Annotated in this window: 25 protein-coding genes and 1 tRNA gene; 19 read left to right on the plus strand and 7 right to left on the minus strand. The window is 51.9% G+C overall.

The genetic code is table 11. The features are described 5' to 3' along the window. Positions 1-72: 72 nt before the first annotated feature. Positions 73-2,160: a polyphosphate kinase 1 gene (gene ppk1, locus JOD20_RS04800; RefSeq protein WP_204754173.1), complete on the minus strand. Its 2,088-nt coding sequence runs from the start codon at positions 2,158-2,160 to the stop codon at positions 73-75. Between the two features lie 110 nt (positions 2,161-2,270). Next, positions 2,271-2,651: a DUF983 domain-containing protein gene (locus tag JOD20_RS04805; RefSeq protein ID WP_204754174.1), complete on the minus strand. Its 381-nt coding sequence runs from the start codon at positions 2,649-2,651 to the stop codon at positions 2,271-2,273. 237 nt (positions 2,652-2,888) lie between these two features. Here JOD20_RS04805 and JOD20_RS04810 point away from each other — a divergent pair, with 237 nt between their 5' ends. From JOD20_RS04810 to trpD, 7 genes are all read left to right on the plus strand, one after another. After that, on the plus strand, positions 2,889-3,272 hold the full coding sequence (locus JOD20_RS04810; RefSeq protein WP_204754175.1) for an STAS domain-containing protein: 384 nt from the start codon (positions 2,889-2,891) through the stop codon (positions 3,270-3,272). Continuing rightward, positions 3,253-3,666 (plus strand): anti-sigma regulatory factor, encoded by a 414-nt coding sequence (locus JOD20_RS04815; protein ID WP_110513958.1) that lies wholly within the window; start codon positions 3,253-3,255, stop codon positions 3,664-3,666. The genes JOD20_RS04810 and JOD20_RS04815 overlap by 20 nt, the downstream gene beginning before the upstream one ends. A gap of 180 nt (positions 3,667-3,846) precedes the next feature. Then, entirely contained in the window at positions 3,847-4,410 is a 564-nt protein-coding gene (locus JOD20_RS04820) for an NADPH-dependent FMN reductase (protein WP_204754176.1), read from the plus strand. Between the two features lie 54 nt (positions 4,411-4,464). Then, positions 4,465-5,568 carry a VOC family protein gene (locus tag JOD20_RS04825; protein ID WP_204754177.1) on the plus strand — a complete coding sequence of 368 codons (1,104 nt, stop codon included), beginning with the start codon at positions 4,465-4,467 and terminating at the stop codon, positions 5,566-5,568. Beyond that, the gene (locus JOD20_RS04830) at positions 5,558-6,181 is read left to right on the plus strand and encodes an alpha/beta hydrolase (protein WP_204754178.1); all 624 of its coding nucleotides are present in this window, start codon (positions 5,558-5,560) and stop codon (positions 6,179-6,181) included. Before JOD20_RS04825 ends, JOD20_RS04830 begins: the two co-directional genes overlap by 11 nt. 287 nt (positions 6,182-6,468) lie before the next feature. Further along, positions 6,469-6,544 (plus strand) — tRNA-Pro (locus JOD20_RS04835). A gap of 59 nt (positions 6,545-6,603) precedes the next feature. After that, complete coding sequence (gene trpD / locus JOD20_RS04840; protein ID WP_204754179.1) at positions 6,604-7,620, plus strand: anthranilate phosphoribosyltransferase; 1,017 nt, start codon at positions 6,604-6,606, stop codon at positions 7,618-7,620. Here trpD and JOD20_RS04845 read toward each other — a convergent pair. From JOD20_RS04845 to JOD20_RS04860, 4 genes are all read right to left on the minus strand, one after another. Continuing rightward, the gene (locus JOD20_RS04845) at positions 7,617-8,612 is read right to left on the minus strand and encodes a glycosyltransferase family 2 protein (RefSeq protein WP_204754180.1); all 996 of its coding nucleotides are present in this window, start codon (positions 8,610-8,612) and stop codon (positions 7,617-7,619) included. The two genes, trpD and JOD20_RS04845, sit on opposite strands and share 4 nt — an antisense overlap. 45 nt (positions 8,613-8,657) lie before the next feature. Continuing rightward, the gene (locus JOD20_RS04850; RefSeq protein ID WP_204754181.1) at positions 8,658-9,113 is read right to left on the minus strand and encodes an FtsB family cell division protein; all 456 of its coding nucleotides are present in this window, start codon (positions 9,111-9,113) and stop codon (positions 8,658-8,660) included. Positions 9,114-9,215: 102 nt separating this feature from the next. Beyond that, positions 9,216-9,653: a bactofilin family protein gene (locus JOD20_RS04855; protein ID WP_054534256.1), complete on the minus strand. Its 438-nt coding sequence runs from the start codon at positions 9,651-9,653 to the stop codon at positions 9,216-9,218. Next, complete coding sequence (locus tag JOD20_RS04860; protein WP_204754182.1) at positions 9,650-10,180, minus strand: DUF4446 family protein; 531 nt, start codon at positions 10,178-10,180, stop codon at positions 9,650-9,652. Before JOD20_RS04860 ends, JOD20_RS04855 begins: the two co-directional genes overlap by 4 nt. A 396-nt stretch (positions 10,181-10,576) precedes the next feature. On the opposite strand from JOD20_RS04860, the gene JOD20_RS04865 reads away from it, so the two are divergent. The 12 genes from JOD20_RS04865 (at position 10,577) to JOD20_RS04920 (ending at position 19,327) form a co-directional block, all read left to right on the plus strand. Next, complete coding sequence (locus JOD20_RS04865) at positions 10,577-11,557, plus strand: small ribosomal subunit Rsm22 family protein (RefSeq protein WP_204754183.1); 981 nt, start codon at positions 10,577-10,579, stop codon at positions 11,555-11,557. A 276-nt stretch (positions 11,558-11,833) separates the two neighbouring features. Next, complete coding sequence (erpA, locus tag JOD20_RS04870) at positions 11,834-12,280, plus strand: iron-sulfur cluster insertion protein ErpA (protein ID WP_204754184.1); 447 nt, start codon at positions 11,834-11,836, stop codon at positions 12,278-12,280. A gap of 76 nt (positions 12,281-12,356) precedes the next feature. Further along, entirely contained in the window at positions 12,357-12,788 is a 432-nt protein-coding gene (locus tag JOD20_RS04875) for a VanZ family protein (RefSeq protein WP_204754185.1), read from the plus strand. After that, entirely contained in the window at positions 12,781-13,257 is a 477-nt protein-coding gene (locus JOD20_RS04880) for a hypothetical protein (protein ID WP_204754186.1), read from the plus strand. The genes JOD20_RS04875 and JOD20_RS04880 overlap by 8 nt, the downstream gene beginning before the upstream one ends. A gap of 1 nt (position 13,258) precedes the next feature. Further along, a complete protein-coding gene (locus JOD20_RS04885; protein ID WP_204754187.1) occupies positions 13,259-13,582 on the plus strand; it encodes a rhodanese-like domain-containing protein in 324 nt (107 codons plus the stop codon). Between the two features lie 24 nt (positions 13,583-13,606). Beyond that, on the plus strand, positions 13,607-13,966 hold the full coding sequence (locus JOD20_RS04890; protein WP_204754188.1) for a DUF309 domain-containing protein: 360 nt from the start codon (positions 13,607-13,609) through the stop codon (positions 13,964-13,966). Between the two features lie 10 nt (positions 13,967-13,976). After that, on the plus strand, positions 13,977-14,963 hold the full coding sequence (locus JOD20_RS04895; RefSeq protein WP_204754189.1) for an HD-GYP domain-containing protein: 987 nt from the start codon (positions 13,977-13,979) through the stop codon (positions 14,961-14,963). Between the two features lie 40 nt (positions 14,964-15,003). Then, positions 15,004-15,828, plus strand: coding sequence for a methyltransferase domain-containing protein (locus JOD20_RS04900; RefSeq protein ID WP_204754190.1), 825 nt, complete (start codon positions 15,004-15,006; stop codon positions 15,826-15,828). 45 nt (positions 15,829-15,873) lie between these two features. Next, the gene (locus tag JOD20_RS04905) at positions 15,874-16,404 is read left to right on the plus strand and encodes a hypothetical protein (RefSeq protein ID WP_204754191.1); all 531 of its coding nucleotides are present in this window, start codon (positions 15,874-15,876) and stop codon (positions 16,402-16,404) included. Positions 16,405-16,422: 18 nt separating this feature from the next. Beyond that, positions 16,423-17,343 carry a MerR family transcriptional regulator gene (locus tag JOD20_RS04910; protein WP_204754192.1) on the plus strand — a complete coding sequence of 307 codons (921 nt, stop codon included), beginning with the start codon at positions 16,423-16,425 and terminating at the stop codon, positions 17,341-17,343. Positions 17,344-17,429: 86 nt separating this feature from the next. Further along, on the plus strand, positions 17,430-18,404 hold the full coding sequence (locus tag JOD20_RS04915; RefSeq protein WP_204754193.1) for a phytoene/squalene synthase family protein: 975 nt from the start codon (positions 17,430-17,432) through the stop codon (positions 18,402-18,404). Continuing rightward, a complete protein-coding gene (locus tag JOD20_RS04920) occupies positions 18,401-19,327 on the plus strand; it encodes an SDR family oxidoreductase (RefSeq protein WP_204754194.1) in 927 nt (308 codons plus the stop codon). Before JOD20_RS04915 ends, JOD20_RS04920 begins: the two co-directional genes overlap by 4 nt. A gap of 42 nt (positions 19,328-19,369) precedes the next feature. On the opposite strand, the gene cax is transcribed toward JOD20_RS04920, so the two are convergent. After that, positions 19,370-20,482: a calcium/proton exchanger gene (cax, locus tag JOD20_RS04925; RefSeq protein WP_204754195.1), complete on the minus strand. Its 1,113-nt coding sequence runs from the start codon at positions 20,480-20,482 to the stop codon at positions 19,370-19,372. Between the last annotated feature and the right edge of the window lie 67 nt (positions 20,483-20,549).

Consider the following 20,549-nt stretch of genomic DNA (forward strand, 5'->3'; position numbering starts at 1 on the left):
ATAGTGAGAATATGGATGTATGGAGAGGTTAAAGTAAAGAGCGAACTCGTGTAAGTTCGCTCTTATGGTAGCTTAAGCGGTGTGGCGACGCAAAAAAGAGAGCTGGCTATCGAATGGCTCTTCGCCAGTAGGTGGCAGCGCACAGCCATACAAACCATTAGGCAGCAACACGCGCGCTTTAGCAGTGTCGCGCCATGCCACGCCCAAAATCTCTTCACGAACGTAGTTCAACAAACTCGGATCTTCGATTGGAAACAAGACCTCGACCCGTCGATCTAAGTTGCGCTCCATCAAATCGGCGCTGCCAACATACAATTGCTCGTCACCGCCGTTACGCGCATAATACAGCCGACTATGCTCCAAAAAGCGCCCAACAATGCTGCGAACCTGAATATGTTCGCTCAAGCCTTCAACCCCAGGCCGCAACGAGCACATGCCCCGCACCAAGAGCTGAATTTCAACCCCAGCTTGCGAAGCGCGATAGAGCAACTGAATAATTGTTGGGTCAACCAGCGAATTCATTTTGAAAAAGAGTTTGCCGCCACGCCCAGCTTGCTGATGCTGAATCTCGCGCTCAATCATTTGGGTCAAGCGGCGGCGTAGGTTAATTGGCGCAATCCACAATTTGCGAAAGTGGTTTTGGCGCGAATAGCCAGTCAAATAATTAAATAAATCCGAGGCATCAGCCCCAAATTCCTGATTGCAGGTCAACAAGCCAAGATCCGTGTAAATATTGGCGGTCACTGCGTTGTAATTGCCAGTACCAAGGTGCAAATAGCGCGACAAGCCATCACGTTCTTTGCGCACGACCAAGGCCACCTTGCAGTGCGTTTTCAAGCCCATCAAGCCATAGACTACATGCACGCCCTCGCGTTCAAGCGCCTTGGCCCATTCAATGTTATTTTCTTCATCAAAGCGCGCTTTAAGCTCCACCAACACCGCAACTTGCTTATCGTTCTCGCGGGCTTTGAGCAAGGCCTTGACGATGGGCGAATTCGAACCAACCCGATAGAGGGTTTGCTTAATCGCCAACACATTTGGATCACGCGCTGCTGCCTGCAAAAAATCAACGACAGGGGTGAAGGAATCAAAGGGATGGTGCAACAGCACATCGCGGCGTTGCACCACATTAAATAAATCTTCGCCAGTTGAAAGTACCGCTGGCACGCTTGGCTTGAATGGTGGCAACTTCAACTGCCAACGCTCCAAGCGCACAACGCTCATGAGGCTGCTCAAATCAAGCGCACCATTTAATTGATACACATCGTCGCGCTCAACTTCAAGATTCTCAATCAGCAATTCAACAATCCGCGGCGGCATACTCGAATGCACCGAGAGCTTGGTTACCGAGCCAAAGCGGCGTTGACGCACGCCAGCCTGAATTGTCTCAAGCAAGTCGGCGGCTTCATCTTCTTCAATTTCAACATCGGCGTTGCGAATAACCCGAAAAGTATATGCTTCGGAAACCTGCATGCCAGGAAATAGCGTGCTAATATTTTCGGCAATAATTTGTTCGAGCCACGTAAAACAGACCGTATTTGGCTGCTCACTGGGCACTGCCACCAAGCGCGGCAACGAAGCAGGCACTTTAATGCGGGCAAAATGCTCATCATTATCAGGGTCTTGAATCACAACTGCCAAATTCAAGCTCAAATTGGAAATATGCGGAAACGGATGGCCTGGATCAAAAGCCAAGGGAGTCAATACAGGGAAAATTTCATTATCAAAATAATTTTTCAGCCATGCTTGTTGATGAATCGAAAGCTGGCCATATTCGTGAATAAAAATGCCCTCAGCTGCAAGTTTTGGTTGCAAATCTTGGGCAAAACATGAGCGTTGCAATTCCATCAATGGCGCAACCGCGGCGCGAATTGCCCGCAACTGCTCAAGCGGCGTTTTGCCATCAGCTGAGCGCTCAAACACCCGTGCTGCAACTTGCTGGCGAATACCCGAAACCCGAATCATAAAAAACTCATCGAGATTGGTGCTGAAGATCGCCAAAAATTTCACGCGCTCCAACAAGGGCAACGAAGGATCAAGCGCTTCTTCTAAAACGCGGCGATGAAAAGCCAGCGCACTCAATTCACGATTCAGAAAATTTTTCGGGTCAGCCAGATTCAGTGGTTCAGCAACTGTGTCGTAAGTTAGCAACTCAGCCATGGGACGCTTCTTTCCACATTCATACATAATCAAACGGCTTGACCATTGTAGGGCAAAAACGATGCCAAGCAAGCCTAAAACCATCTATTTCGCTGAAATTTAACCAAGCTTTAAAGATAGAACTGATCGCGATTTTCATCCTCGTGGACAGCCCCAGTGATGGCGAGAATGCCAATCCAGAAGCCGCGCGAAACCCGATAGCAAAAGAGTTGAAAAATACTAAGCACACTAATTAAACCAGCAGTGCCGAGGATTAAATGGGCGGGCCATTGCCAGACCAGAATTAATGCGCCAGCAAAGCCAAGCGCAACCGTGATCGTTAATGAAATGCCCATTGCGCCCGTGCTTTGGTCGCCAGTGCCCTCATAGCGTAGGCCGCAGGCAGCACAGCCCTCGTTCAGGCCAAAAAATGTTTTGAACATACGCCCATAGCCGCATGTGGGGCAACGCCCAGCTAAGCCACGCCAGAGCATCAAAAGTGCGTTAAACATCGGCATTCCTTGCGCCAAAACTGCCCGTGCATAATCCATAAGTCCTGTTATAGCCTAGGCCAGGCCTAAAAAGCTGTGCAACAAGACGATTTATGCGGTATGATAGCGAAAATTACTCCGGAGTGAGCAGCAAACTCACGCTTGCCGAGTAGCAATATCATACCGTATAATACGCATAGACTCCATTCGCAAGCTTTTGTTGTGGCTCATCTTCGCGTTCGACTTCAGGGAGGCCGCTTGGACATCGTTAATATTCCAATTCTTAAGCTCGAGAACTTTTTAATTGCTTCAGTTCAGGTTGCCCTGTATGACATGCAAGCAATTCAGTTCAAAGACGCGGTTCTCCAGAAGATCTATGAGACCAAAGCAAAAGGGGTCATCATCGATCTAACGGCGATGGATGTACTAGACAGCTTCGTAGGCCGCTTAATTAGTGATATTGCGGCGATGGCACGCCTGATGGGGACAACCGTTGTTATTACAGGGTTGCAACCTGCCGTCGCAATTACGTTGGTAGAGCTGGGGCTTGAGTTGCCTGGTGTCACAACGGCGCTGAATTTGGAAAAAGGCATCGCTAAGTTGCGGCTGATTACGGAGAACAATGCGGATGGCAATGCCTAATAAAGTCATCACAATTCAGAGCGACCTCGACATTGTGGCGGCACGGATGGCAGCCCGCGATATGGCTAAGTCAATGGGCTTTGGCGCTATCGACCAAGCACGGATTGCTACCGCGATCTCCGAACTGGCACGGAATATTTATCTCTATGCCGGTGAAGGTACTGTCACAGTGAGCGAAATACAACAGGGGCTCCGCAAAGGGCTTCAGGTCGTCTGCGAAGACCAAGGGCCAGGTATCGAGGATATTAGCCTCGTAATGCAAGATGGCTATACCACCTCCAAGGGGATGGGGATGGGGATGCCAGGTGCAAAGCGGCTCATGGACGAGTTCGAAATTGAATCGATCGTCGGCGAAGGTACCAAAATTACCTGCCGTAAATGGAAACGCCCCTAAGCTTCAGATGTTTGTAATAGCACGTCCAAGAGCAGCACCTGCTGCTCTTTTATTATTTAACGAGAATACGGACGCTCGCAAGGACAAAAAGATGGACAGACTTGCGGACAACACGATCGTATTATCGCGATACAATCAGTGTGTGATCATCAATAACTCATTGTTGGAGGAAGTTCGTCTATGGCAGACACACTCAAGATTGTTGGAATTTCGGGCAGTTTGCGCAAGGATTCGTTCAACACAGCCCTGCTGCACGCCGCCGCCGAATTAATGCCCGCTGGTGTGGAATTTAGCATCGTTACGTTGCACGAAATCGAGTTGTTCAACGAGGATGTCGAACGCGAGGGCTTTCCCGCTGCTGTCGTTGCCTTGCGCGAGGCCATTAGCAGCGCTGATGCCTTATTGATCGCCACGCCAGAATATAACTACTCGATTCCTGGGGTGTTGAAAAATGCGCTCGATTGGGCTTCGCGGCCTGGCAGCAATGGCGAGATGCCACTCAGCGGCAAGCCCTTGGGCATTATCGGCGCAAGCGTCGGAGCCTATGGCACAGCACGCGGCCAACATCACTTACGTCAAGTAACGGTGAATACCAACATGCATCCCTTAAATAAACCTGAGGTGATGATTACCTTCGCAGATAAAAAGTTTAGCGCTGGTCAACTCCACGATGAACCAACCCGCAAGGTTGTACGTACCCATTTAGAAGCGCTTGTGGCTTGGACGAAACGGTTAAGTCAATAAATCTTTCATTAGGGCAACCGGGTCGTCGCATGTTCACACAAAGGAGTGTTGATTATGTCGATTTTGGGCTTACATCATATTACAATTGTTAGTGCAGATGCGCAGCGGACCGTCGATTTTTACACTGGAGTATTGGGTCTGCGCTTAGTCAAGCAAACCGTGAATTTCGACGATCCGGGCTCTTATCATCTTTATTTTGGTGATGCGCATGGCTCTGCTGGCACGATCATCACCTTTTTTGAATGGCCGCGCGCGCCGCGTGGCGCAACCGGCCTTGGTGGCACGCACCACCTCGCGCTGAGCGTCGCCAACGAGCAAGCCTTGCTCAAATGGAAACGGCGTTTGCTCGATGCCAAGGTGCGAGTCAACGGCCCGTATGATCGCAATTATTTCAAATCGCTGTACTTCCGCGATCCCGATGGCACAATTTTGGAAATTGCCACCAAAGGCCCAGGTTGGACGGTCGATGAACCATTGGCAAGCCTTGGCCAAAAAGCCATAATGCCACCGATGGAATTGATAAGCAGCAATCGCAACGAATGTGATATTGCCACCATCAATTGGCCTGAGCCGGTGCCGGAAATTACCGCCGATATGTCGTTGCATGAAGGCTTGCACCATATTTCAGCCATCGGCGCAAGCGTTGAGCGCTCGCACGAGTTTTATGCTGGGGTGTTGGGCTTGCAACGGGTCAAAATGACCTACAACTTCGATGATCCAACGGCGGCACATTGGTACTGGGGCGCTGATAATGGCCGACCTGGCACGCTCATGACCTATTTTGAGCGTGATCCAGCCCATACCCGCCCAGTGCGCATGGGTGCTGGCCAAACCCATCATATTGCCTTTGCGATTGCCAACGATGATGAGCAATTGGCTTGGCGCGAACGCTTGCTCAGCTTTGGCAAACGGGTTTCGCCAGTCCAAGATCGAACCTATTTCAAAAGCATTTACACCAACGATCCTGATGGCCATATTATTGAACTTGCGACCGTTGGGCCAGGCTTTGCCGTCGATGAGCCAGTTGAGCAATTGGGCAAAACGCTCAAATTGCCGCCGTGGCTCGAACAACAACGCAGCCTAATCGAAGAACATCTTACGCCGTTGGTTATCCCTTGTAGCACATTGGCAGTTGTGGAGCAAACTCATGCATTCTAATCCGATTCTTCAAACTGGCAGCAGCCTCGAACAAGCCACAGGAGCCATGGTTATGGTTCATGGACGTGGCGCTGATGCTGAAAGCATTTTGAGTTTGAGCCAAGCCTTTGAGCGGCCAGATTGGGCTTATCTTGCGCCCCAAGCAGATAATCATACCTGGTATCCGCAGCGTTTTATCGAGCCAGTTGCGCGCAATCAACCAGCGCTAGATTTTGCCTTGGCAGCGGTTGGCCAAGCCATCGCCCACGCTGAAGCTCACAATATTCCACGCAACAAAATCGTGGTACTGGGCTTCTCGCAAGGTGCATGTTTGGCCTTGGAATGGGTAGCACGCAACGGGCAGGGCATTGCTGGTGTGGTGGCCTTGAGCGGCGGCTTGATTGGTGAAGGAACCCATTTGCCAAGCTATAGCACCGATTTAACCAGCACAAGCGCGTTTCTCGGCTGTAGCGACCGCGATTTCCATATTGCAGCCGAGCGGGTACGCGAAAGCGCGAGTGTTTTCGAGCAAGCTGGGGCAACTGTCGATATGCGGCTTTACCCAAATATGGGCCACACGGTCAACGACGATGAAATTGGCGCAATTCAGGCCTTGTTGAAAAAGCTGAACTAGATTGATCCCCTCATCCCAACCCCTCGCCCGAATACGGGCGAGGGGCTTTTTCATTAAGTGGTTCTCTCCCAATTCCTTGTGAACCACGGCTGCTCCCCCTCGCCCGCCGCGGGGGCAAGGGGTTGGGGGTGAGGGAACACTCCACCGCCGACAAATCGCTCAAAACCGACCCTTGAAAGGATGGGGCTGGGGGTGAGGGAACACAGCTTTTTTTGCTCGGTTTCGTGTAATTTGACAAACAAACTATTCTCCGCTATAATGCTCCGCGCAACGATAAAAAAAAGCAACGGGGTGTAGCGCAGTTGGTAGCGCGCGACGTTTGGGACGTTGAGGTCGTAGGTTCGAATCCTATCACCCCGACCACTACAACGAGGGCAATTTGCTCTCGTTGTTTTTTTGTTGTTTTGCTGCAAGGAGCGACCATGCAGATTCGCGATGCCATTATTACGGTTACCAATCGGGCGGATTTAAGCCAAGACGATGCGGCGGCGGTGATGGAGCAGATGATGAATGGCGAGGCCACGCCAGCTCAAATCGCGGCCTTGCTGACAGCATTACATTTCAAAGGTGAAACAGACGCAGAAATTGCAGGCATGGCCCAAGTGATGCGCGCCAAATCGCTGGCAGTGCCCCACGATGGCGGCGTGGTCGATACCTGTGGCACGGGCGGCGATCATTCGAATACCTTCAATATTTCGACCACAGCGGCGTTTGTGGCTGCTGGCGCAGGCGCAACCGTGGCCAAACACGGCAATCGCGCTATGTCATCAAAATGTGGCTCAGCTGATGTGCTCGAAGGCTTAGGCGTGAATATCGAACTTGATGCAGAAGGTGTGGCCCGCTGTTTGCGCCAAGCAGGCATTGGCTTTATGTTTGCACCCAAGTTTCACCCTGCCATGCGCTACGCTGGGCCGGTACGCCGGGAAATTGGCATTCGTACAATCTTTAATGTGTTGGGGCCGCTGACCAACCCAGCCCGCGCCGAATATCAGGTGATTGGGGTTGCCAACGCCGAGCTAGCCGAAAAATTGGCCAATGCGCTGAGCAAAATGGGCATTCGGCGCGCGCTCGTGGTCCATGGTAGCGATGGGCTTGATGAAATTTCAATCAGCGCCCCAACCTTGGTCTATGATGTACGCGCTGGCAGCAATCCCCAAGCCTCGACAATTAGCCCCAGTGATTTTGGCCTAAGCATCGCCCCACGTGAAGCAATTGCAGGCGGCTCGGTAGCCGAAAACGTCGCCATGACCAAGGCGATTGTTGATGGCAGTGATACTGGCCCGCGCCGCGATATTGTGTTGCTGAACGCTGCTGCTGCGCTGGTTGCCTGCGAACGCGCCGCATCGTTTGGCGAAGCGATGAGCCAAGCCCAACAAGCAATCACAACTGGCGCTGCTAACCAACGTATGCAACGGATGATCGCCGCTAGCCAAGCCTAACGCTGCTTGATCAGGCGGGCCAAGGCTTGGTTCTCACGCCAAATCGCCAGCGGCGAACGAGCTGGTTGAATCCAGCGATCAAGTTCATTGATTGCCGCAGTGCGGCGAGCTTGAATTGCTTGACGCTGCTGACGCAATTGAGGCCATTGGCGGAAAGCATGCAAACGGCCACTAACCGTCGTCCAGCGGCGGCGCACAAGCGCCTGAGCACAAGCTAAACCATCGTAGGCCAGCATCAAGGCCAAATCACGGGCCAACAACGGCGTTGGCCAACACCTCAGAATCGCCCGCCAGCGATTGCGGGCAATCAGCCAATCTTTGAACGGCGAACCTTCGCCACCAGTTGCCGAGTAGATATGCCGCGCAACGGCCTGGGGTGCAAGCACGGTTTGCCATTCGCGCAACTGCAAACGCCACGCCAAATCAACATCTTCCAAATAGGCAAAATAGCCTTCATCAAAGATGCCAACATCGGCTAAAGCGGCGCGCCGATAGGCCACCGCACCACCACTGCCACCCCAAATTGGATAGGGCTGCTGCGCCAATTGAGCGACTGGCTGCAATAAACCTGCATCAGTTGCCACCCCATCACGATAGAGCTGAATCCCAGCCGAGGCGATAATGGTAGGCTGATGGGCAAAGGTCAGCACGCCAGCGCTGGCAGCGAGGGTTGGCTGCTGTTCAAACGGCGCTAAAATAGCTGCAATAAAATTTGGCTCAACGATTGCATCATTATTCAACAACAGCAATACATCGCCACGCGCCACGTGTAAGCCAACATTGACCCCGCCGCTAAACCCACGATTCTTGGGTAGTGCCAGCAAACGCACGTGCGGATAGTGTTGATGCAGCCAAGCCGTCGAACCATCGTGCGAGCCATTATCCACCACCAGCACTTCAATCGAAGCATCGCACTGAGGCAATAAGGCATTCAGGCAATCGGCCAGCAGCGCGCGGCCATTCCAATTTAAAATAATGACAGAACACTTCATATAAAAAAAGCGATTGGTTGCCCAATCGCTCAATCCTTAGTATGCTTACGAATCAAAGAGCACGGCCAACCACCGCCGCCAATTGGGCGTTGGATCAGCTGGCGGCAGCACAACTGGCTCGGCTGCTGGTTCGTCTAGCGTTATGCTTGGCGAAATTGTCAGGGTTGGCGTAACCACGCTGACATGGAGCACCACATCGCCAGGCTTGGCCATGTCGAGCATATCGCGGGCAGCCAGTTCAATCGCTGCATCGGAGCGCACATAGGCGGCGCGATCACGCAAGCTTTGGCTTTCGGCGGTTAAGCGCGCGTTTTCGGCCTCCAAGGCTTGGGCTTGCTGCTCCATGGTATAGCCTTGAACGACCAAGCTGCCAAACAGCACCATGAGATACAGCGCAAACGCAGCTAAGCCCCACGTTACCACGAGCGTTGCGCCGCTACGCAATTGGGTTGGTTGCGGAATTTGGGGTTTACGCCACTGTGGCCAGCGCCAACGAGCCATAACACCCTCCTCAATCGATAAAGAGCAGCGTTAGCCTAGCACAATGGTTTGGCAAAATCAGCCAACCATGATGACAAATTGCTAACAACGCTGCTTGAGGAATTAAACTCCGCTTGGTTCTTCGTTTAAGCGTGAGCGTGGTGCATCGAGCAACAATGGCTCATCGATATTGGATGTCATGCTGCTTTGGCCACGGAACAAGCCGCCTGGCTCGATGTGTAACGAAGCGGCGGTAATATCGCCCCAAACCTTGCCTGAAGGCGAGATTTCGAGTTGCTCGGTTGCGACAACTTGGCCTTTGACAGCGCCTGAAACGTGGATATTTTGGGCCTTGAGCGTCGCAATCACGCGGCCAGTTGAGCCAACAATCAAATTGCCAAGCACCTCGATTTCGCCCTCAACAGAGCCATCAACCCGCACGTTGCCGTCGGATTTGAGGGTTCCAACAAAGGTGGTATTGGCTCCAATCACGGTTTCTGGCTTGCCGGTTGGTGATTGAGCGATTGGTTGTACCACTTTTTTGTTGCCGAATAAGCTCATGAATTGCCTCCTGTTGTAGCGGGTAGAGCTGCTGATTCCGGTGCATCGAATTGCCCAAGCGCTTGCGCGATTGACGCAACTTCTTCTTCGGAAAGCGTATGGGTCGATTGGCCGCGTTGCACGGCTTTGGCGTAGGTGCGCACACCTGAGCGACTATAAATACTACTCAGGACAACCCCGGTTTGTTCGCCATCAAGCAGTGCCAACGCATAGCTTTGATCGCCACCAACGTCGCCAAATGGATTAAAACGCACCAGCCCAACATGATGCAGGCTGCTGCGGCCCAAACGCCGAACTTCACGTTCGAGGGTGGTTATTTGATCATCGTGATGCGCAACTTGCAGCGAGCGTTGCAGCCAAATATCTTCAAGATGTTCAGCATCAACGCCTTTGGTGAGGGCAGTATACCGTTGATCGGTGGCACGCAGACGTTTGCTTAAACGCCCAATCCAGACCAGCAAGCCAATAATCAATAGGCTGCTGCCGATCCAGAGATAGAAGCCATAGGTTGTCCAAAAAGCTATCAAGGATATGCCTCGTCTTCAAAACTGCCTTCCATTATAAACGAGGCTATCACCCTCACGCAAACGACAACCAAGAACAAAGGATGAAGGATGAAGGATGAGGGATGAAAGTAAAGGCAGAAGGCAAAAATCAGAAGTTAGAAAAAAAGGTAAAAGGGAATAGTAAATAATCAAATTAATCTGTGGCCAACGGAAAGGATGAAGGATGAGGGATGAGGGATGAGGGATGAAAATTGACATTCGTGCAATTCGTGCAATTCGTGGCTAAAAACGTCCTTCGCGATCTTCGCGGTTTCAATCCTTCGTGCGCTTCGTGGATCAACATTTACATGCGCTTATTTTGCATAACTTAGCGAAATCGGCTAGCATGGAGTGCTGACTTATGCTAGGAGTTTGGGTATGTTGCCACCAGCCTTGCGGGTTGCCTTGGAACGGGAATTAACGGGCACTGATCAAAAGCGGTTGGCCACGGCTGCGAGCGGGCTTTCCGAGCGCTATCGCGAAGGCCATAGCCGCACAACCGCGCCATTTGTGCAAAATGCCGCCGATGTGTTGGCCTACGCCGCCACGCGCATGCCCGCAACCCTTGGCGCGCTCAAGGCTGCTTGTAGCGAAATTGCCCAACGCCAACCAAATTTCAAACCGCAAACCCAGCTTGATCTTGGGGCCGGAACTGGCGCAGCAACCTGGGCCGCCAGCCTCGTGTGGCCAACGCTTCAGCAGCATCATTTACTCGAACGCGAAAGCACAATGCTCCAATTAGGCCAACGCTTGATGCAAGCAGGCCCAAGCTCGTTGCAAAAGGCCGCTTGGCAACAAGCCAATTTGCCCAATTCGAGCAATGTGGGCAGCTATGATTTGGTTACGATTGGCTATGTGTTGGGTGAATTAAACGCAACCCAACGCCAGCAATTATTTGCTCAAGCCTGGCAAGCCACCAGCGGCAGCTTATTAATTGTGGAGCCAGGAACGCCGCGCGGCTTTGAATTGATTTTGGCAGCGCGTGAGTTTTTGCTTGGCCAGCAAGCCCATTTAATTGCACCCTGCCCACATCAAACAACCTGCCCAATGCAAACCAATGATTGGTGCCATTTTGCCACGCGGATTGAGCGCACCCGCTTTCATCGCAGCCTCAAAGGCGCAGAGCTGGGCTACGAAGATGAAAAATGGAGCTATATCGCAGTTAGTCGCCAGCCAACCCAGCCAGCGCCAGCGCGAATCATTCGCCATCCTTTTCAGCAACCACAGCGCATTCAATTGCAACTGTGCACCCCCCAAGGATTGATCAACACAACGATCAATAAACGTGATGCTCAATGGAAAGCAGCGCGCAAAGCAGAATGGGGCGATAGCTTCGAGCCACATCTAGCACAAGATTAACATTAATTGATTGAAAAACTAGCGAACGTAGCCCCGTAGAGCGTGCTATACTGTTTAAGGTATCAGCACATTGCACAGCTTCATTAACCCTGCTGAATTCCAGCACAAGCTCACGCCCATTGGTGGCCGAATCGGCCCTTGGCGCATGTGCTTTTTACCCTTGAAACAAGCCAAGCCTTGCTTGCGTTTCAAGCTTTTTTCAAGTATGCTACAGGGAAGCAAATGCCATTTGAAGGCATGTTGTCAACCTGATTTTCCGGTACAGGAGGCTCTCAAATGAGCGATGTAGCAGTAAAACCAATGACTGCAATTGAAATCGATCCAGCATTGGTCACGGTGACGGCATCAGCAGCAAATCGGTTGTTGTCGATCAAGCAAGAAAAAGAATTGTCCGATGAATATGCGCTACGGGTTTTTGTGGCCGGTGGCGGCTGTTCAGGCTTGCAATATGGTATGAGCTTCGATGATCAAACCAACGAAGGCGATACCGAATTCTACGCGAGTGGCTTGCGCGTCTTGGTCGACCCAATGAGCGCTCAATACATTGGTGGCGCATCAATCGACTACATCGATAGCTTGATGGGTGGCGGTTTCAAAATTGATAACCCCAACGCAACCTCAAGCTGTGGCTGTGGTAGCTCGTTCAAACCTAAAGATGGCGAAGCTGCTGCCAGTGGTGGTGGCTGTGGCAGCGGGGCAGGCGGCGGCTGCGGCTGTCACTAAGCCTGCGCCCAAAGCTTAAGCTGTTCTACGATACAGTGAGCGGGGACGAGTCTCTCGTCCCCGTTTGTTATGTTTCATGAAACGATCAACCTTCTATCTATGGCTTGGCAGCCTGTATACATTGGCCGTATTTGGCCTAGCATGGCATAATTGGAGTGGTGGAAATAGCCAGCCCATTATTCAAGCGCAGGTCGGGGCAACGATTAGCGCCGCCATCCAGCAAGGCGGGCGGGTTGCCTTGATTAATGTAGTCGGCAATCTAGCGGCGTTTGCTCCCACGGCGTGGCTTTTAGCCTACTGGCGACCAGCACTCCGACTCTGGCAACTGTGCTTAATTGGGATTGGGTTAAGCTGCGTGGTGGAGCTTGGTCAATATTGGCTGGGCTATCGCGTTGTCGATATTGACGATGTTGTGTTGAACAGCTTGGGGTTTGGCGGCGCTGGTTGGTTGGCGAAGCTTAGCCAACGCCTAATGCTTCATTATACGAGGGAAGTCGATCGTGCTTAAACCAGCCTATGGCGAGCATTGGCTCACTGCTTATTGTTTCCAAAGCACAAATCAGCAAATTGTTGCCGCCGCAGTGCGCATGATCACCCAATGTCAGGATCAAGCTCCGCTGCCCGTCGCATGGCAACCAACCCAAGCCTTTGGCGAGCACAACGACCAAGGCATGCCAACCTCGTATCATATTGCACCAGCCCAAGGCGATTGGGTGATCGTTTACCCAAATCGCTATGCCAATTTAGCCTTTGCCTCATCGCTTTCCCGCCAATCGCGCAAATTAACCGTGGCCTACTTTCCCCAACGCCGCGAGGCTTGGGAGCGCGGTCACCCCGCCGAACTGCCAACAATGCCCGAATTAGCGCTAGTGGATTGTCGCTATTTTAGCCAATTGATTCAGCCACCAGTCGCCGATTGGTCAGCTTGGATTCACCTGTGGCATCCGCGGTGGAATGCCCCTAGCCAAGGAGCTTAAGATGTACAACAATCAAAGTGCCGAAGAGATTGCCGCCCGCATTGAAGCTGGCGAAGATTTGTATCTGCTTGACGTGCGCGAACCAAACGAATGGGAGATTGCCAGCATCGCCAAGAGCGAACACAAAGCCATGAGCCAAATTAATGAGTGGGTCGGCGAGCTGCCCCAAGATCGCGAAATTGTGGTGTTTTGCCATCACGGCGGACGCTCGGCCCAAGTGTGTCATGCCTTGGCAACGCAAGCTGGCTTCAGCCAACTAACGAATATGACTGGCGGGATTGATCGCTGGTCGCTGCAGGTTGATCCTAGCGTCAAGCGCTACTAAAATTGCCGTCGTATGCAAGTGCCTGTGCAACAAACGAGCGAGTTTATCCAAGGCTACGAGCTGTTTAACGCTGGCCATTATTGGCATGCCCACGAAGCGTGGGAAGTGCAATGGCTGCAACGCAGCGGCGCTGAACGCAGCTTGCTGCAAGGCCTCATCCAAACAGCTGCCGCGCTGGTACATTGGTCGCGGGGCAATCCCAAAGGACTGGGATTGAATTGGCAGAAAGCCGCGCCCAAGCTGCAAGCCAGCCTTGCTTGGGTCGATTTTTTAGATCTTCAGCATGTAATCGTGACGATGCAGGCACTTGTTGCCGATCAGCAGAACCAACCGCCGCAATTGCGTTTCGTTTCAGCTTCCGATCCACTTTGCAATCAACCTTGAGGGTATCAGCATGTCGGAGATCATTTTAGTCGTTGATGATGAAGCTCGTAGCATTGATACCTTGCGACGGGTGCTTGAACGTGAGCGCTACACCGTGCGCGTCGCCCGCAATGGGGTTGAAGCCCTCGACGATATTCAAATTTGCATGCCAGATTTGGTGTTGCTCGATGTGACTATGCCCGTGATGAATGGCTTTGAGGTTTGCCGCCGCTTGCGCGACCGCGAGGAAACCCAATTGCTGCCAGTCGCCATGCTCACTGGCCTCAACGATGATGAATCGCGGATTTTGGGCTTGGAGATGGGCGCAGACGATTTTATCAACAAGCCCTTTGAGCGCACAGTCTTGTTGGCACGGATTCGTTCGCTGTTGCGGGTGCGCCGCCTAACCGAAGAACTCGAAAGCACCGAGCGCGTGATTTTCACCTTAGCGACCACCGTGGAATCGCGCGACCCCTACACCGAAGGCCACTTGCGGCGCTTGGCCTCGTATAGTCATGCCTTGGCAACCGCCTATGGCTGCGATGCTAAAGAAGCCCGCTTGATTCGTTATGGCGGCTTGCTGCACGATATTGGCAAAATTATCATCCGCGAAACCGTGTTGCAAAAAGAGGGCAAGCTGACCGACGACGAATATGAAGAGATGAAGAAACATCCGCAAATTGGGGCCAATATTGTTGCTCCAATGCGCTTTTCAGTTTCGGTCGGGCCAATGGTGCTCCACCACCACGAACGCTGGGATGGCAAAGGCTACCCTCACGGAATCGCTGGTGATACAATTCCCCTAGGTGCGCGGATTATCGCCGTGGTTGATAGCTTCGATGCTATGACGACCGACCGCCCCTATCGCAAAGGCATGAGCCGCAGCGAAGCTGTCCAAGTCTTACGCTCAGGCCGCAACACCCAATGGCAGGCCGAATTGGTCGATCTCTTTGTCCAATTGATCGAACATGGCCATGTTGCTTCAGATGATCTCAGTTGGGTGCTGCACAACGACTAAGCTCAATCCGCCGCAGGTTGGCGTTTTAGGTGAGGTAGGTATGCATCCAGATTTACTACCATGGCTGCGCTGTCCAGTTTCGCAAACCAGCCTCAGCTTGCACGATGCTCGTTGGCGCGATGGCATGGTTTGGTCGGGAACCTTGGTAAGCGCCGTTGGTCAGCAATGGCCAATCCGAGATGGGATCGTTGATCTATTGCCACGCTCGGCTGCTTGGAATGGCGCGCAAGTCGTTAATCGCTTGCCGCTGGCGGCGTGGGGCTACGAACGGCTTTGGCGCTGGCAAGCCTTGAGCAAACTCAGCGGGCGCAGTTTCCCCGTGGATGAAGAAGTAGCTTTATTAATCGCCCAGCTCGCACCCCAACGCGGCGGCTTGTATCTCGACCTAGCCTGCTCGAATGGCCTCTATGCGCGCGCGATTGCCGCCAATCTCCCTGCCGATAGCCATTGCGTGGCGCTTGATCATTCGTTGCCAATGTTGCGCGAAGCTCAACGCCGCAGCCGCGCTAAACGCCTCAAAATTAGCTATATTCGTGGTTTAGCCGAAGATCTGCCTTTTGCCGACCAATGTTTGGCTGGCGTTGCTTGCGGTGGCTCACTCAACGAGTTTGTGCGCCCTGATCGAGCGATTTCTGAGGTGCGGCGCTGTTTACTAGCCGCTGGCCGCAGCTTTTGGATGCAAGCCCAACAGGCAGCTTCGCGCTCAGGCCGTTTATTCCAAACTTTCTTGCTCAGTGGCGGAATTCAATTTTTAGCTGGCGATCAATTTGTTGCCAGTTTACGGGCTGCTGGCTTGCATATTTCGTTTGAGCAACGCGATGGCGCGGTGCAAATTGTCGCAACCCGTGGCCGTATTATTGCTTAATTACAACGGCTTTTGCCCATAATTTTCTAGCGCAGGATCAAACTGATGGCACAAGCACAATTACTCTATATTGGCACCGATCATGGCGTGGTTTTACTCAGCAATCCAGGCCGAATCGATCGCTGGATTTCGGTTGGGATTGAATTGGCTGATCAAGCAATTCGGGCAGTTGTTTGCCAAGCGGATGCCCCAATGCAAGCCACGGTTTGGAGCAGCGAGCAAGCCTGGCAAACCAACGACGGCGGCCAAGCGTGGCACGTGCTTGAGCCAACGCCTGAGCCAACTCCACCAAGCCAGCAGCTTGAATTAGCGGGCCAACCACCAGCAAGCATTCGCATCGCCAGCGATTCCAACCAATTAGAGCGCAACGATGGCACTGCTTGGCAAAGCTTACAGCTGGGTCAAGTTGGTCAATGGAGTTGTTTGCTGCAAGTGGCCTATCAAATCGATAGCCTGTATGCAGCCACCAATGCTGGCGAAGTTTGGGTTTCGAGCGATCGGGGCCGAACCTGGACGGTTCTGAAACAACAACTTGCCCCAATCAACGCTTTGGCAATTGGTCGGGTTATCTCGTAAAGACGTTGGTGGAGTTTAATGAGCAGAATAAGCAATCGTTTTAGCCAATTTAGCCAAGAGCCGTTGTATAACACCAAAGCTGTGGTGCAACGCACTGGCGTTGCCGCCGATACGCTGCGCGCTTGGGAACGACGTTATGGCATGCCATTTCCTGAGCGTACCGAAGGCCGCCAACGAGCCTATTCCGAACGCGATATAGCGATGATCGATTGGCTGCGCCAACAAACTGAATCAGGCTTGACCATCAGCCAAGCAGTAGCCTTGCTGCAAACAGGCAGCGCAATCGAGCAGCCAACAACCAATGATGCAGCAGGCTTGCAAGACCTCAGCAACAAATGTGTCCAAGCATTGCTCAGCTTCGATGTGCTGAAAGCTGAGGCTATTTTAAACCAAGCCTTCAGCGTATATCCAGTTGAAACCGTGTGTATCGAGGTGATTGAACGAGTCATGGTGGCAATTGGCGATGGCTGGCATGCAGGCACAATTTCAATCTCACAGGAACATGCTGCTACAGCGTTTATGTCATTGAAATTAAGTAACCTGATTCATCAGGCCCGCACCCGCTCCAATCGAGGCTTGATTATTGTGGCCACTGTGCCAGGCGAGCAGCATGAGCTTGGCGTGATGATGGTGGCGCTGTTTTTGATGCGCCGTGGCTGGCGGGTGATTTATCTTGGCAGCAACCTACCAACCTCTGAATTACTACACACCGTGCAGCGTTTAAAACCAAAATTAGTTGCCTTGAGCGCAACCACCAGAGAAAATTATAGCCAAGCAGCGCATCTTTTGCAGGAGCTGAATAAGCTGACCAAACCGCTGATTATTGGCTATGGCGGGGCTGCGCTGAGCGGCAAAGAACAGCAAAAAACCTTGCCTGGCAGCTTTTTGGGCTATAACGCCGAGCAAGCCTGCGATACCATCGAAGAATTATTGGCCTAATTCTTGCGCCGACTCATCCAAACCCGAAATGTTTGCGTAGCACCTAACAGCAAACCATGGTGAGTCTGTAGCAGGAAGGATGTGCTATGTCTTGGCCTTCGCTCGATCCTCAGATGTGCGCTGGATTGACTTTGCCAGCCCAATTTATTCCCACGGTTGCCGAGAGCGTTTCACATCAACTCAGCAACCAATGGCTCAATAACGCTTATGCTCATTGTACTGAGCTAACCAACGTGCATTCAAAAAGTTTTTATTTTAGTACCCAATTGTTACCAGTCCGTAAGCGTGATGCAATTCGGGTTTTGTATGCTTTTTGTCGAACGAGCGACGACTTGGTGGACATGCACCCAGAATCTGCCCCAGAACGCTTGCAACATTGGCTCAATACCTTGCGTTCAACGCCCCGCCACGATGACCCTGTACCCTTGGCATGGCACAATGTGCGCAACGAGTTCAGAATTTCGAGCAAACTTGAAGCCGAATTATTGGCTGGTGTCGAGATGGACTTGTCGATTAATCGCTATGCTACGTTTAGCGATTTATGGCTCTATTGCTATCGGGTGGCTTCGGTGGTCGGCTTGCTCAGCATGCAGGTGATTGGCTATGCCGCTGGAGCAGTGCCCTATGCCATCAAATTGGGCGTAGCCTTGCAATTAACCAATATTTTGCGCGATATTGGCGAGGATGCCCGCCGCAACCGCATTTATTTGCCTCAAGAAGATTTAGAACGCTTTGGGGTGCGCGAAGCTGATATTTTGAATGGCGTGCGTAGCCCACAAATGCAGCAATTATTGCAATTTGAAATGCAGCGCGCCCATCAACTCTACGAAGAAAGTTGGCAAGGCATTGGCCTGCTGCACCCCGATTCGCGTTTTGCAGTGGCCACAGCAGCAACCGTCTATCGTGGGATTCTTGATCAGATTGTGCGCAATGATTATGATGTGTTTAATCAGCGGGCAAGCCTTTCGTTTGGGGCAAAATTAGCCTATTTACCCAAAATTCTCTGGCGCTTGCGCAAGCTCAACCGCGAGTTTCCGCTTGATCAATGGGGGCATGTATGATTTTAGTAACTGGTGGCACTGGCTACGTTGGCTCACGCTTGATTGAAAAATTACGCCAACGCCCTGAGCCAGTGCGGGTGCTCGTTCGCACTCCGGAAAAAGCCCAAAAGTTGGTCGCTGGCAATATTTCAATCGTCAAAGGCGATGTGACTGATCCAGAATCGTTGCTGGCTGCGATGAAAGGAGTCAGCACGGTTATTCATTTGGTGGCAATTATTCGCGAACGCTCTGGCGGCATTACGTTTGAGCGCATGAATTATCAAGCAACGGTCAATGTCGTCGATGCAGCCAAAGCGGCGGGAGTCAAGCGCTTTTTGCATATGAGTGCGCTTGGCGTGGTCAACGACCCCAATTTGCCCTATATGGACACCAAATTTCGCGCCCAAAAATATGTTGAGGCCAGCGGCTTAGAGTGGACGGTGTTTCAGCCATCGGTGATTTTTGGCGAGGGCGATGAATTTATCAATACCTTGGCCGATTTGGTGCGTCGCCCGTTGATGATTGCGCCAGCGCCGTTTGTGCCAGTGGTCGGCGATGGCAAAACCAAATTTCAGCCTGTTTGGCGCGATGATGTGATCGATGCCTTCATCAAGGCCTTGGATGATCGCAGCACAATTGGCCAAATTTATCAGTTGGGCGGGCCAGATGCCCTGACCTACGAGCAAATGCTTGATCTGATTATGCAAAAATTGGGCAAAAAACGCAGCAAAATCTATGTGCCAGTGCAATTGATGAAGCCAGCAGTGTTTATGATGGATAAAATCTTGCCCAAACCGCCAGTTACGCCAGCCCAATTAACCATGCTAAGCCTTGATAATAGTGCGCCGCAATCGGCAACCGAGCAATTAATTGGCCATCCACCATTGGCCCTGCGCGATGGCATCGACTACATCAAAAAGCGCAATAGCGCCCGCCATAATTAAAAAAACAACCCGCCTGTTGTAGCCCAACAGGCGGGTTTTGGTTTAGCCGACGAAGAAGAAGCCAATGCCGACAATGATATACACCGCCAGCAGCATCGCGCCTTCAAGCCAATTGCTCTCGCCATCCATCGAAACGAAGGTGGCGATAATCACGCTTAGGCCAAGCACCATCACTTCAAACAAGCTGAAAAACAGCGTCATCTGTTGATCAAACAGCATACTAATAAAGACCAACAGCGGCGCAACAAAGAGCGCAATTTGGGTGCTTGATCCCAATGAGATCGTCATTGAAAGATCCATTTTATTTTTGAGCGCCGCTTGCACGCCGACCAAGTGCTCGGCCACGTTGCCCACAATCGGAATAAAAATAATCCCCAAGAACAGCTCGCGCACGCCCAACGAACGGGCGACTGGCTCGACCACGCCAACCAAGGCTTCGCTCATAAAGACGATTGCCAAGGTACAGACCACCAAAATACCAATTGCGGTTTTGACGCTCATATTGGCTTGGTGGCTTTCGATTTCATCGGTTTCTTCAAAGCCCGTATGCGAAACCGCACCCGAATCGCCATCGCGCAGAATGTAAATCATGCTCAAAATGTAGACAATGATCAATACAGCTGCCACGCCAATCGAAATTGCCCGCAACTGCGGATCATCAACTTGGGTTTTGAATACATCAAGCGCTAAGTTGGGGTCGGCGATTTCTTTGAGCAATTCAAACAGGGTTGGAATAATCAGGCCAATCACCGCCAGCGTCATCAAGGAGGCCGACATGCCTGTCAGGCCGCGATCAAACTTCTGCTTGCCGTTTTTCAAGCCACCGAGCAAAAAGCTAAACCCGATAATCAGCAGCAAATTACCAATAATCGAGCCAGTCAGCGAAGCCTTGACCAGTTCAATTTTGCCTGCTTTCAAAGCCACAATCGTGATGATCAATTCGGCGGCATTACCAAGCGTTGCATTGAGCAAGCCACCAATTTTTGGCCCGGTATGAATCGACAATTCTTCGGTTGCTTCGCCCAAAAATCCCGCCAGCGGAACGAGCGCCAAGGCCGAAAAGATAAAGGTCAGCATATCGTTGTGCAGCAAGAATTCTGCGACCACTGCCAACGGTACGAACAGCAACATGTAATGAATCCAACGCAGTTTCATGGTGGATCACCTCATACCACTAAAATGAAGGGCGATTGCAAACAAGCGCTTAACGCCAACAGCGTAT

The sequence above is a fragment of the Herpetosiphon giganteus genome (assembly GCF_016907925.1).
In the GTDB taxonomy this organism is placed as follows: domain Bacteria; phylum Chloroflexota; class Chloroflexia; order Chloroflexales; family Herpetosiphonaceae; genus Herpetosiphon; species Herpetosiphon giganteus.

What these genes read in the sequence shown, in the direction of transcription:
- ppk1 (WP_204754173.1), bottom strand. Translation starts at nt 2,160, where the DNA reads ATGGCTGAGTTGCTAACTTACGACACAGTTGCTGAACCACTGAATCTG.
- JOD20_RS04805 (WP_204754174.1), bottom strand. Translation starts at nt 2,651, where the DNA reads ATGTTTAACGCACTTTTGATGCTCTGGCGTGGCTTAGCTGGGCGTTGC.
- JOD20_RS04815 (WP_110513958.1), top strand. Translation starts at nt 3,253, where the DNA reads ATGCGGATGGCAATGCCTAATAAAGTCATCACAATTCAGAGCGACCTC.
- JOD20_RS04820 (WP_204754176.1), top strand. Translation starts at nt 3,847, where the DNA reads ATGGCAGACACACTCAAGATTGTTGGAATTTCGGGCAGTTTGCGCAAG.
- JOD20_RS04825 (WP_204754177.1), top strand. Translation starts at nt 4,465, where the DNA reads ATGTCGATTTTGGGCTTACATCATATTACAATTGTTAGTGCAGATGCG.
- JOD20_RS04830 (WP_204754178.1), top strand. Translation starts at nt 5,558, where the DNA reads ATGCATTCTAATCCGATTCTTCAAACTGGCAGCAGCCTCGAACAAGCC.
- trpD (WP_204754179.1), top strand. Translation starts at nt 6,604, where the DNA reads ATGCAGATTCGCGATGCCATTATTACGGTTACCAATCGGGCGGATTTA.
- JOD20_RS04845 (WP_204754180.1), bottom strand. Translation starts at nt 8,612, where the DNA reads ATGAAGTGTTCTGTCATTATTTTAAATTGGAATGGCCGCGCGCTGCTG.
- JOD20_RS04850 (WP_204754181.1), bottom strand. Translation starts at nt 9,113, where the DNA reads ATGGCTCGTTGGCGCTGGCCACAGTGGCGTAAACCCCAAATTCCGCAA.
- JOD20_RS04855 (WP_054534256.1), bottom strand. Translation starts at nt 9,653, where the DNA reads ATGAGCTTATTCGGCAACAAAAAAGTGGTACAACCAATCGCTCAATCA.
- JOD20_RS04865 (WP_204754183.1), top strand. Translation starts at nt 10,577, where the DNA reads ATGTTGCCACCAGCCTTGCGGGTTGCCTTGGAACGGGAATTAACGGGC.
- erpA (WP_204754184.1), top strand. Translation starts at nt 11,834, where the DNA reads ATGAGCGATGTAGCAGTAAAACCAATGACTGCAATTGAAATCGATCCA.
- JOD20_RS04875 (WP_204754185.1), top strand. Translation starts at nt 12,357, where the DNA reads ATGAAACGATCAACCTTCTATCTATGGCTTGGCAGCCTGTATACATTG.
- JOD20_RS04885 (WP_204754187.1), top strand. Translation starts at nt 13,259, where the DNA reads ATGTACAACAATCAAAGTGCCGAAGAGATTGCCGCCCGCATTGAAGCT.
- JOD20_RS04895 (WP_204754189.1), top strand. Translation starts at nt 13,977, where the DNA reads ATGTCGGAGATCATTTTAGTCGTTGATGATGAAGCTCGTAGCATTGAT.
- JOD20_RS04900 (WP_204754190.1), top strand. Translation starts at nt 15,004, where the DNA reads ATGCATCCAGATTTACTACCATGGCTGCGCTGTCCAGTTTCGCAAACC.
- JOD20_RS04905 (WP_204754191.1), top strand. Translation starts at nt 15,874, where the DNA reads ATGGCACAAGCACAATTACTCTATATTGGCACCGATCATGGCGTGGTT.
- JOD20_RS04910 (WP_204754192.1), top strand. Translation starts at nt 16,423, where the DNA reads ATGAGCAGAATAAGCAATCGTTTTAGCCAATTTAGCCAAGAGCCGTTG.
- JOD20_RS04915 (WP_204754193.1), top strand. Translation starts at nt 17,430, where the DNA reads ATGTCTTGGCCTTCGCTCGATCCTCAGATGTGCGCTGGATTGACTTTG.
- JOD20_RS04920 (WP_204754194.1), top strand. Translation starts at nt 18,401, where the DNA reads ATGATTTTAGTAACTGGTGGCACTGGCTACGTTGGCTCACGCTTGATT.
- cax (WP_204754195.1), bottom strand. Translation starts at nt 20,482, where the DNA reads ATGAAACTGCGTTGGATTCATTACATGTTGCTGTTCGTACCGTTGGCA.